We start from the raw sequence: 10957 nt of genomic DNA, 5'->3' as shown, positions 1-10957 counted from the left end.
AAAGGACCGCCAGAAAAATGGCTACTTTACCCGAATAACGTGACGGATTGCTCAGTTCCGCTCGAGATTGCCGAGAATCCGACTGAGCGTTTTCTGGCACAGCGCGATTTCTTCCTCGGAAATCCCCGCCAGCACTTCGTTACGCACGGCGGCAGCGATGTTCTCGATATCGGAAATCAGGACATCTGCCTTGGGGGTCAGGGCGATGCGCTTGGCGCGGCGATCCTCAACCACGGCCTGGCGACGGACCAGCCCCTGGGCTTCCAGGCCGTCGAGCAGACGGGCCAGGGTTGGGCCCTCGACGCCAACCGATTGCGCGAGTTCGCGCTGGGTGGGGGCGGCGGCGTGACGCGCCAGGTGCAGCAGCACCAGCCAGCGCGCCTGGGACAGGCCGAGGTGGCTGAGACGGCGGTCGAGTTCAGCCCGCCATGCACGCGAAGCCTGGGCCAGTTGGGTACCGAAGTAGTGCTTATCGTTGTCTGACATTGTCTTGCAGCGTTCGGGAATGAGTCGGTATGTTGATTTGACTAATTATTAGCCAGCTAATCAAGCCCGTACAATGACAGATTGTCGCAGGGTGTGACGCAAGGCCTCACCACTTCGCATATTGGTCCTCGACAAAGCCCCACAGATTGTCAATGCGCACCTCTTGCTGCCCCACCGGTCGCAGCACACCGCTGAAGCGCCCGAAGATCTGCTTGAAGTTGCTCGCCAGCACCCCGAGATTGAGGCGCTCCTGGTGCAGGCCATGGGCCTCGAAGCGCAACTCGACCTGCCCGTCGAAGGAGCGGATGGTCCAGGGCTGGAGCGGCCGGTCGCGGTCGAACTCGAAGCGTACGCTGTCGACTTTCACCAACCGGCCATCCAGCCAGTAGCAGTTCTCGGTGAAGCTGGTCTCGTTGACCCCGCACGACAGGTTCAGGCCGACTCGCCGCCCCTGCGCCTCGCCGGACAGGCACGCCCAGTTCCAGAAGGTCTCGCGGCGCATGTAGCCGGCGGACCAGTCATGGTGTGCGTAGGCATCCAGCTCGCGCAGATCGTAGTTGCCCAACGCGCTGCGCACCTCGCCGTGGCAGTGCACGCCGGCGACCTTGCGCGCATAGACCCAGCCGTTCACCGCCGTCGGGGTGCAGAGACTCATGGGCTCGAAGGCCGGCTGATCCTCGCTGAAGCGCGCGTCGATGCGCGTGCCGTCGTCCAGCTCGACCAGCAGACGCTTCTCCAGGGGAGACGAGCCGTTCTCCAGGCGCAGCAGGTTGCGCCCCTGGCGCAGTTCGCAGACACCGTCGTTGGGGCTCTGCGAGAAGCTCGAGCCGCGGCCCAACGGGCACTTGAACTGGCGCTCGATCATCCGCCCGCTTTCAGGGTGGTAGAGGTAGACGAAGCCGATGGACAACAGACTCAGGTCCGCCAACGCGCAGCCGCCGATCAGTGTCGGGCTGATCAGGCCGAAGTACTGGAACTGGTGGAAGCTGCGCCACTTGCTCAGCGCGCCGAGGCGCCGGCCCATGGGCGAACGGAAATCGAAGTCGCGGTGGTTGATGGTCGCCGGAGTGCCGGGAAAGATGCCGTAGTGCGGTTGGCCGTTAGGCTGGATCAGCTGCTGCATGGGCGCGGGCTCGGTGACGGGGACCGGCGCATGCTAGCACCGGGCCTGCGCGCGCCGCAGTCACCCACGGCGCCAGTGCGGGGGACGGAATGGGCCACGTCGCAAGACACCGGACTCTCTGCAGGAGCGTTTCGCTCAGGCGACCACCTGGTTGCGCCCGAACGCCTTGGCCTCGTACAGCGCCCGGTCGGCATGCTCGTAGATGCTGCGCAGCGGGTGCCCGGTTTCCGGCCACAGACATGAGACGCCGATGGACAGCGTCACTTCATCCGCCGTCAGCGAGCCCTCGTGGGCGATGCCCAGGGCCTGCACCGATTCGCGCAGCACCTCCGCGCGCTCCTTGGCTTCACGCTCGCTGGCACCATAGAGCAGCACGGCGAACTCCTCGCCACCCAGGCGCACCGCCATGTCCAGCGGGCGCCGTGCGCTGAACATCAGCACCTCGCCGATGCGCTGCAGCACGCCATCGCCGGCCTGGTGGCCGTAGCGGTCGTTGTAGGCCTTGAAGTGATCGACATCGCAGAGCAGCAGCGCCAACCCGACACTCTCGCGCTGCGCCTGGCGCCACAGGCGCTCTAGCTGGCGATTGAAGCTGCGGCGGTTGTGCAGGCCGGTCAGCGCGTCGTGTTCGGCCATGACCTTCAGCAGGCGGCTGATCAGGAAGTGCTGGCGGGATTTGTAATCGAGCAGGTAGCAGCCCACCGCACCGACCAGGTTGCCGAACAGCAGGAACACCACATTGCTGACCAGCTTGGGCAACGGCAACCCCGCATAGAGCTCGAAGCCCACGTAGGCCAGCAGGATCACCGAAGCGCAGCCAACCGCCTCAGTGAAACGCAGCCCGATCAGGAAGTAGGCGGCCATGCTGACCAGCAGCAGGCCTTCGTAGGGATAGCTCTGGTCCACGGTGTGGGCGATGCCGGCGACCGCCGCCGCACCGATGCCGACGCTGAGGATGCACGCCAGGCTCAACGGCACCAGCAGGTGGATATGCCGACGCTGCAGGATCAGCCCGCCGCAGACAGTCAGCAACACCAGCACGCCGATACGCACCGCGAGCATCTGCCAATGCTCCGGAGCACCGATGAGGAAGAAATCGATAGCCGCCAGCGCCAGCCAGATCAGCACGCCGATGGTCAGCGCGGTGCGCTTGAGATCGAAGCTGTCTTCCAGCAGGTAGTGGCGATATTGGGTTTCGAGGTCGGGCTCGAAGCGCAGGCGACGAAAGCCCTGGGAGAGCTGTTCGGCATAGGCATTGGAGCGGACGTCGTCCAGCCAGCTTTGTTGTTGTGACACACTCACCTCTTCTCGTGGAGGTCTAAGTGCCACCATAGCCGTTCGGGACGTGCGTCACAAGTTTGTCGTTTTGCCCCGTCACGAAACTGACGACCCCTGGTGCGACGAACTCTACCCTTGCCGTAGGAGCGGTCGCCGTCCGAGATGGGCAAGCCCAGCTCCTTGGCTGTCCGGAGCGAACGGTGAATCGATCGCGGACGAAGTCCGCTCCTACGCCGGTACCTACCGCTCAGACTTCCAGCTCGGCCTGCAAGGCAGCACGCACGCAGTGCAGGACACCCAGCGGCACGCGGCCCTCGAACAGCTCGGCGATCGCCGTCACTGGAGGAAGCTCGCCGTCCTCGTCGAGGAAGGCGTCCTGGATCTCGCCCAGCAGTTCCTCGGGCAGGTCCAGTGCCTGCTCCAGGCCCAATTGTTGGCGGCCGATGGCTTCGGCCAACAGGCTGTAGACGTTCTTCTCGCTGCAATCGAGCTGGCGGGCGATCTGCGCCGGCGTCATGCCGGCGCGGGCCAGGGTCACCAGTTCATGGCGCAGGTCGGCAACCGGTGCCGGAGTGTCCGGCGCCTTGTCCGATTCGGTGAGCACATCGAGGAAGGCCTGGCCGTAGCGCTCCAGCTTGCGCGCGCCAACGCCGCTGACCTGGGCCATGGCGGACAGCGTAGTGGGCTGGCTACGCAGCATTTCCAGCAGGGTCGCGTCGGGGAAGATGACGTAGGGCGGCACCGAGTGCTCCTCGGCCAGCTTGCGGCGCAAGGTACGCAGGGCCTCCCACATCTCGCGCTCTTCCTGGCGCACCAGTTGGCTGGCCGGGCTGGCGCCGCCGGAGGAAGAAGACTTGCTGCGCTGCGGTTTGGGATCGCGGCGCAGGGCCAGCGTCTCCTCGCCGCGCAGCAGCGGACGGCAGGCATCGGTCAGGCGCAGGCCGTTGAAGCCGTCGACGTCGACATCAGCAAAGCCACGGGCGACCAGTTGGCGGAACAGCGTGCGCCATTCGTCCTCAGCACGGGACTTGCCGATTCCGAACACCGCCAGGTGCTGGTGGCCGGCACTGCGCACCTTCTCGTTATCCTTGCCCAGCAGCACGTCCACCAGGTGGCCGACGCCGTAGCGCTGGCCGCTGCGGTAGATGGCCGACAGGGCCTGGCGCGCAGGTTCGGTGGCGTCCCAGGTTTCCACGCCGTCGACGCAGATGTCGCAGTGCCCGCAGGGGTTGGGCATTACCTCGTCGAAGTAGGCCAGCAGGGCCTGGCGACGGCAGCGGGTTTCCTCGCACAGCGCCAGCATGGCTTCGAGCTTGTGCCGTTCGACGCGCTTGTGGCGCTCGTCGCCTTCGGAGTTCTGCATCATCTGCCGCAGCAGCAACACGTCCTGCAGGCCGTAGGCCATCCAGGCATCGGCGGGCAGGCCGTCACGGCCGGCGCGGCCGGTTTCCTGGTAGTACGCCTCCAGGCTCTTGGGCAGGTCCAGGTGCGCGACGAAGCGTACGTTGGGCTTGTCGATACCCATGCCGAAAGCGACGGTCGCGACCATGATCAGCCCTTCCTCGTTGAGGAAGCGCTTCTGGTGATAGGCACGCAGCTCGTTGGCCAGCCCGGCGTGGTACGGCAGCGCCGGGAAGCCTTGGCTGGAGAGGAACTCGGCGACCTCCTCGACCTTCTTGCGCGACATGCAGTAGACGATGCCCGCGTCGCCACGACGCTCGGCGAGGAAACCGAGCAACTGCTTGCGCGGCTGCTCCTTGGGCACGATGCGGTAGAAGATGTTCGGCCGGTCGAAGCTGGAGAGGAACTGCTCGGCGTCCTGCAAGTGCAGGCGCTGGATCATTTCCTCGCGGGTACGCATGTCCGCCGTGGCGGTCAGGGCGATGCGCGGCACATGCGGGAACAGCTCGGCGAGCTGGCCCAGTTGCAGGTATTCGGGACGGAAGTCGTGGCCCCATTGCGACACGCAGTGCGCTTCGTCGATGGCGAACAGGCCGATCTCCAGGCGCTGCAGGAAGGCCAGCATGCGCGGTTGAACCAGGCGTTCCGGGGCGAGGTAGAGCAGCTTGATCTCACCGCGCTGCAGGCGGTCGGCGATCTCGCGCTGGGCCTCGGGGCTCAGCGAGGAGTTCAGCGCCGCGACCGGCACGCCCAGCTCGTCCAGCGTGGCGACCTGGTCTTCCATCAGCGCAATCAGCGGCGAAACCACCACGGTCAGGCCGCTCCGCAGCAGCGCCGGGACCTGGAAGCACAGCGACTTGCCACCGCCGGTGGGCATCAGCACCAGGGCATCGCCGCCGTTGGCCACGCGCTCGATGATCCGCGCCTGATTGCCGCGGAAGGCGTCGTAACCGAAAACGTCTTTGAGGATGCGCAGGGCCTGATCAAGCATGGGGGACTCCGAATGAAGCCGCGCATTATACGCAAGCGATCCGCCCGCGACCGGCACCTTGTCCGGGAAACTGCGGAAAAATCCGCCACATGCGTCCAGACCCCGCGTCGGCGCGGGCCGCACGGGTATTTGGCTTTTGCCGCAGGCCGGCGGAAAGACTACAATTCGGGACCGATCACCTCCGAGGTAGTACCCGATGTCCTTCGCCGACCAATTGTCCCGCCTGCAAGCCTTTCTCGATGCCGATGACCTGCACGAGGAAGCCTTGGACTACGTGGCGGCACACGGCTACCTGACCGCCCTGGCGATCTGCCCGGAGGAAGTGCCGGAGCGCGAGTGGATCGACGCCCTGTTCGCCGAGCCGCCGCACTACCGCAGCGAGGAAGAGCGCAGCGAGATCGAATCCACCCTGGTCCAGCTCAAGGCGCACATCATCCGCCAGATGGCCGGTGACGAGGAGCTGGAGCTGCCCTGCGAACCCTACCTGGGCGCCGAGCCGGACGACTCCGACATCCGCGGCTGGTGCATCGGCTTCATGGAAGGCGTGTTCCTGCGTGAGGCGATCTGGTTCGAGCAGGCCGAAGAAGAAGTCAGCGAACTGCTGCTGCCGATCATGGTCGGTTCCGGCCTGTTCGACGAACAGCCGGAGTTTGACGAGATCGCCAGCGACCGCGGGCTGGTCGACGACATGGTCGCGCAGATCCCCGAGCTGCTGACCAACCTGTTCCTGCTGTGCCAGGCCCCGGAAGAGAAGCCGGCGCTCCTGAAGCCACGCACCCACTAAAAGCTCGATGTCTTCGCGGGAAATCCGCCAGAGCCGCCACGCCTGGGTTCGCTACCTGCTACTCGGCGTCGGCTGGCTCAGCGTGGTATTGGGCGTGATCGGCATCTTCCTGCCGGTCCTGCCCACCACGCCCTTCCTCCTGCTCGCCGCTGCCTGCTTCATGCGCAGCTCGCAGCGCTTCTACGACTGGCTGGTGAACCACCCGCGACTCGGCCCCTGGATTCGCGACTACCTCGACGGCGAAGGTATCCCGCTCAAGGGCAAGGTCTACGCCATCGGCCTGATGTGGTGCAGCATCCTGGTTTCCGGCTTCCTGGTGCAGCGTCCCTGGGCCTGGGCGTTCATGCTGACCAGTGCAACGCTGGTGAGCATTTACCTGATTCGGGTGAAGACGCGGCGGTTGGATTGATCCCGCCGCCGACGCGAACACCGCCCCACCCTGCGCGCCCCTCCTCTGAACCCCACCAAGCCCCGTACGACGTGGCTTTTCACCCAATGGCGATACGCCAGCGCAACTTCTCGAAGACCGCCTAGACTCCACACATCCCACATGGAGCGCTGGCGATGCAGCCACCCCGAGGAGCCCTCTGGCTGTTCGCCAACCCGCTGCGTCTGCGGGCCGGCGTGCTGCTGCTCGCGCTCCTCGCGCTGACCGCCGGCGCTGCCTGGAATTTCGACACCATCCTGAAGAACGCCGAGCAGCGCTACGGCAACCTCGGTACCGCCAAGACCCGCATCGAATCCTGGGGCCGACTGATCGCTGACAGCGAAAACCTCGACGAGCCAGCCAAACTCAAAGCGGTCAACGCCTTCTTCAACGGCGCCCTGGTGTTCACCGACGACCGCACCGTCTGGCGCCAGGACGACTACTGGGCGACGCCCATCGAATCCCTCTACAAGGGTGCTGGCGACTGCGAGGACTACTCCATCGCCAAGTTCGTCACCCTGCGCCGCCTCGGCGTCGCCAGCGACAAGCTGCGCATCACCTACGTCAAGGCGCTGCAGCAGAACCAGGCGCACATGGTGCTCACCTACTACGCCTCCCCCGCTGCCGAACCGTTGGTACTGGATAACCTGATCCCGCAGATCAAGCCCGCTTCCCAGCGCAAGGACCTCCTGCCCGTCTACGCCTTCAACGCCGAGGGGCTGTGGTTGCCTGGCGCCAACGGCGGCAAGCGCACCGGCGACAGCAAGAAGCTGTCGCGCTGGCAGGACCTGTTGACCAAGATGCGCGCCGAGGGCCTGGACCTCGACGAGACGCGATAGGAGAACCCCGGCATGTCATTGCTCAAGCAACTGTTCCTGGCGATCTGCCTGTTCCTGGTGGTGGCCTTCGCCGGCAGCTTCGCCGCCAGCCTGGAAAGCTCCCGCGAGCAGATGATCAGCCAGTTGCGCTCCCACGCCCAGGACGCCGCCACCGCGCTGGGGCTGTCGCTCACCCCGCACGTGGATGACCCGGCGATGATCGAACTGATGGTCAGCTCGATCTTCGACTCCGGCTACTTCGCCACCATCCGCGTGGTGAGCATTCCCGAGGGCAAGGTCATCGTCGAGCGCGACAGCGACACGCAGAACCAGCAGGTGCCGAGCTGGTTCGCCAAGCTGGTCAACCTCAAGGCCCAGGGCGGCGACGCGCTGATCATGCGCGGCTGGGAACAGGCCGCGCGGGTCGAGGTCGTCAGCCATCCGCAATTCGCCCTGGCCAAGCTGTGGGACGGCGCGCTGGGCAGCCTTGCCTGGTTGCTGGCCTGCGGGCTGGTCAGCGCGATCCTCGGCGGCTGGCTGCTGCGTACCCAGCTCAAGCCGCTGGACCAGATGGTGCAGCAGGCCCACGCCATCACCCGCCGCGAATTTCTCACCCTGCCCAGGGAGCCGCGCACCCCGGAACTCAAGCGTGTGGTGCAGGCAATGAACCAGATGGTCGACAAGCTCAAGGCACTGTTCGCCGAGGAAGCCACCCGCAGCGAAAAGCTGCGCGAAGAGGCCTACCAGGACAGTCTCTCGGGCCTGGCCAACCGTCGCCTGTTCGACGCGCGACTGGATGCCCAGCTGTCACCCAGCGAACAGAACGCCGCCGGCTACCTGTTGCTGCTGCGGCTGAACGACCTGGCCGGGCTCAACCAGCGCCTGGGCGGGCAACGTACCGACGCGCTGATCCGCGACGTGGCCGAGCTGCTGGAGCGTGAGCGTGAGCAGCACGGCACCCCGGACTGGCTGGCCGCGCGCAGCCGGGGCGGCGAGTTCACCCTGCTCGCGCCTGGCCTGGACAGCGCCAGCGCCGAGCAATTGGCCGATCAACTCAGCGCCGCCCTGGAGAACCTGCGCAACACCGGGGCCAGTGACTGCACACCCGTCGCGCACCTGGGGCTGAGCGCCTTCCGCCCCGGCGAAGCCGCGGCCAGCGTGCTGTCCCGTGCCGACCAGGCGCTGGCCCAGGCGCAGGGATCGCCGGATCGCCCCTGGCAGCGCCTGGACAGCTCCGGCGGCCAACCCGCGCAGGACTCCCGCACCTGGCGTGAATGGCTCGACGATGCCCTGCAGAAGGGCAAGCTGCAGCTGTGGTTCCAGCCTGTGCGTGCCTGCGCCGAGAATGGCGAGTTACTGCACCAGAAGGTTCTCGCGCGGCTGCTCGACCCCAAGGGCGAAGCCGTCGCGGCCGGGCAGTTCCTGCCATGGATCGAGCGCTTCGGCTGGTCCGCGCGCTTCGACCTGGCGATGCTCGAACACGCCCTCGCCCACCTGGCCCAGCAACCGGCGCCGCTGGCCCTGTCGCTGTCGGCGGAAACCGTGCGCAGCGCCGAACCCTTGCGCCAACTGTTCGAGATCCTCCGCGCCCACCCGCGGGAAGCGCAGCTGATGATCCTGGAAGTGGACGAGCGCTACCTGCCGCCGCCAGCCGAGCTGGAGAAACTTGCCCAGTCGGTCCAGGACGTCGGCGCCAGGCTGGGGCTGCAGCACTTCGGCGGGCGCTTCAGCCTGATCGGCAACCTGACCCGCCTTGGCCTTGCGTACCTGAAGATCGACGGCAGCTATATCCGCTCCATCGATCAGGACAACGACAAGCGCCTGTTCATCGAAGCCATGTACCGCGCCTCCAACAGCATCGACCTGCCGCTGATCGCGGAGATGGTTGAGACCGAAGGCGAGTTGCAGGTGCTGCGCGAGATGGGCATCGCCGGCGCGATGGGGCGTCTGGTCGGGGCGCCGAAGCCTTCGCAGAGGAACGGCGGGTAGACCGTCGACCCAGCCGACGGATCGCGGGCATGGGCCAGGCCCGCCCCTTCCTACAGGGGAATGCGGTGCCATGCGGTTCGCGAGCAAGCTCGCTCCTACAAAGAGCCAGACGTCTCAGTCCTTCTTGCCCTTCTTCGCACTGGCGTAAGCCGCCTCCAGCGCATCGTTGATGGTCTTCAGCACCTTCACCCGCGCATAGCGCTTGTCATTGGCCTCCACCAGCGTCCAGGGCGCGATCTCGGTGCTGGTGCGGTCGACCATGTCGCCCACCGCGTCCACGTAGAGGTCCCACTTGTCGCGGTTGCGCCAGTCCTCCTCGGTGATCTTGAAGCGCTTGAAGGGGATCGACTCGCGCTCCTTGAAGCGCTCCAGCTGGGTGTCCTGGTCGATGGACAGCCAGAACTTCACCAGCACGATGCCGTAGTTCGTCAGTTGCTCCTCGAAGTCGTTGATCTCTGCGTAGGCACGTAGCCAATCAGCGTCAGAGGCGAAGCCCTCGACCCGCTCCACCAACACGCGGCCATACCAGGAGCGGTCGAAGATGGTGAACTGCCGGCGCGCCGGGATGTGCCGCCAGAAGCGCCACAGGTAGGGCTGCGCGCGCTCCTCCTCGGTCGGCGCGGCAATCGGCACGATACGGTACTGGCGCGGGTCCAGCGCGTCGGTGACGCGGCGGATGGCGCCGCCCTTGCCAGCAGCATCGTTGCCTTCGAACACGGCAATCAGCGAGTGGCTGCGGAAGCGCTTGTCACGCATCAGCGTGGCCAGACGCGCCTGCTCCTTGGCCAGTTGTTCCTTGTACTGGTCCTTGTCCAGCGACAGGCTCAGGTCCAGCGCGTCGAGCAGCCCCTTGTTATCCAGGCTGGACACCAGTGGCGCCGCATGGGGCTGCGGGGTCGGGCGGTCCTTGCGCTTGAGCGCGGCCTGCAGGCTTTCGAGAATGGTGCGGCCGACCGTCAGGCTGCGGTAGCGCTCATCGGAGCCCTCCACCACATACCAGGGCGCGTAGTCGCGGCTGGTGCGGCGCAGCACGCGCTCGCCGTAGCGCACGAACTTGTCGTAGACCTCGTTCTGCTTCCAGTCGATCTCGCTCAGCTGCCAGCTGCGCGTCGGGTCATTTTCCAGTGCCTTGAGGCGCTCCTTGAGCTGCTTCTTGGAGAGGTGGAACCAGAACTTGAAGATCAGCGCGCCCTCGTCGGAGTACATCCGCTCGAAGCGCTCGGCATCGTTGATCAGGCCATCGAGCTGGCTGTCCTTGATCTCGCCGGTGACCCGCGCGTAGAGCATCTGGCTGTACCAGTTGCCGAAGAAGATGCCGGTGCGGCCCTTGGGCGGCAGGCGGCGCCAGAAGCGCCACTGCGGCGGCCGCGAGAGTTCCTCGTCGGTGGGCAGGAGGAAACTTTCCACGCGGATCAGGCGCGGATCCATCCACTCGTTCAACAGCTTCACCGTCTCGCCCTTGCCGGCGCCCTCGATGCCGTTGATCAGGATGATCACCGGGAAGCGCGCCTGCTGCTTGAGCTCGTACTGCGCCTCGAGCAGGGCCTCGCGCAACACCGCGACTTCCTTCTCGTAGGTTTCCTTGTCGATGGAATGACCGATCTCGGCGGACTCGAACATGCAGCTCTCCTTGTTTCGAAGTGAATAGAAGGTAGCGGAA

General features: G+C 65.8%; 9 protein-coding genes. 4 read left to right on the top strand and 5 right to left on the bottom strand.

Annotated features, from left to right (window positions below; translation table 11 throughout):
* Nucleotides 1-51 precede the first annotated feature (51 nt).
* The 4 genes from slyA to recQ form a co-directional block, all read right to left on the bottom strand.
* Nucleotides 52-486, bottom strand: a complete 435-nt coding sequence (slyA, locus tag CTR55_RS08925) for a transcriptional regulator SlyA (protein ID WP_296285543.1) — start codon at nt 484-486, stop codon at nt 52-54.
* Between the two features lie 106 nt (nt 487-592).
* Nucleotides 593-1609, bottom strand: a complete 1017-nt coding sequence (locus CTR55_RS08920; RefSeq protein WP_296285542.1) for a DUF2804 domain-containing protein — start codon at nt 1607-1609, stop codon at nt 593-595.
* A gap of 135 nt (nt 1610-1744) precedes the next feature.
* Nucleotides 1745-2911: a GGDEF domain-containing protein gene (locus CTR55_RS08915; protein WP_296285541.1), complete on the bottom strand. Its 1167-nt coding sequence runs from the start codon at nt 2909-2911 to the stop codon at nt 1745-1747.
* 223 nt (nt 2912-3134) lie between these two features.
* Nucleotides 3135-5279: a DNA helicase RecQ gene (gene recQ, locus CTR55_RS08910; protein WP_296285540.1), complete on the bottom strand. Its 2145-nt coding sequence runs from the start codon at nt 5277-5279 to the stop codon at nt 3135-3137.
* Nucleotides 5280-5475: 196 nt separating this feature from the next.
* On the opposite strand from recQ, the gene CTR55_RS08905 reads away from it, so the two are divergent.
* The 4 genes from CTR55_RS08905 (at nt 5476) to lapD (ending at nt 9297) form a co-directional block, all read left to right on the top strand.
* Nucleotides 5476-6063 (top strand): YecA family protein, encoded by a 588-nt coding sequence (locus CTR55_RS08905; RefSeq protein ID WP_296285539.1) that lies wholly within the window; start codon nt 5476-5478, stop codon nt 6061-6063.
* Nucleotides 6064-6070: 7 nt separating this feature from the next.
* On the top strand, nt 6071-6472 hold the full coding sequence (locus CTR55_RS08900; RefSeq protein ID WP_296285538.1) for a YbaN family protein: 402 nt from the start codon (nt 6071-6073) through the stop codon (nt 6470-6472).
* Nucleotides 6473-6627: 155 nt separating this feature from the next.
* Nucleotides 6628-7329: a cysteine protease LapG gene (gene lapG, locus CTR55_RS08895; protein WP_296285537.1), complete on the top strand. Its 702-nt coding sequence runs from the start codon at nt 6628-6630 to the stop codon at nt 7327-7329.
* A gap of 12 nt (nt 7330-7341) precedes the next feature.
* On the top strand, nt 7342-9297 hold the full coding sequence (gene lapD / locus CTR55_RS08890) for a cyclic di-GMP receptor LapD (RefSeq protein ID WP_296285536.1): 1956 nt from the start codon (nt 7342-7344) through the stop codon (nt 9295-9297).
* Nucleotides 9298-9411: 114 nt separating this feature from the next.
* Here the strand turns inward: lapD and pap are convergent, their stop codons facing one another.
* Nucleotides 9412-10917 (bottom strand): polyphosphate:AMP phosphotransferase, encoded by a 1506-nt coding sequence (pap, locus tag CTR55_RS08885; RefSeq protein WP_296285535.1) that lies wholly within the window; start codon nt 10915-10917, stop codon nt 9412-9414.
* Between the last annotated feature and the right edge of the window lie 40 nt (nt 10918-10957).

Origin of the sequence: Pseudomonas sp. (assembly GCF_002796985.1) — a bacterium.
Taxonomy (GTDB): Bacteria; Pseudomonadota; Gammaproteobacteria; order Pseudomonadales; family Pseudomonadaceae; genus Pseudomonas.
This window is presented reverse-complemented; position numbering and strand designations above follow the sequence as displayed.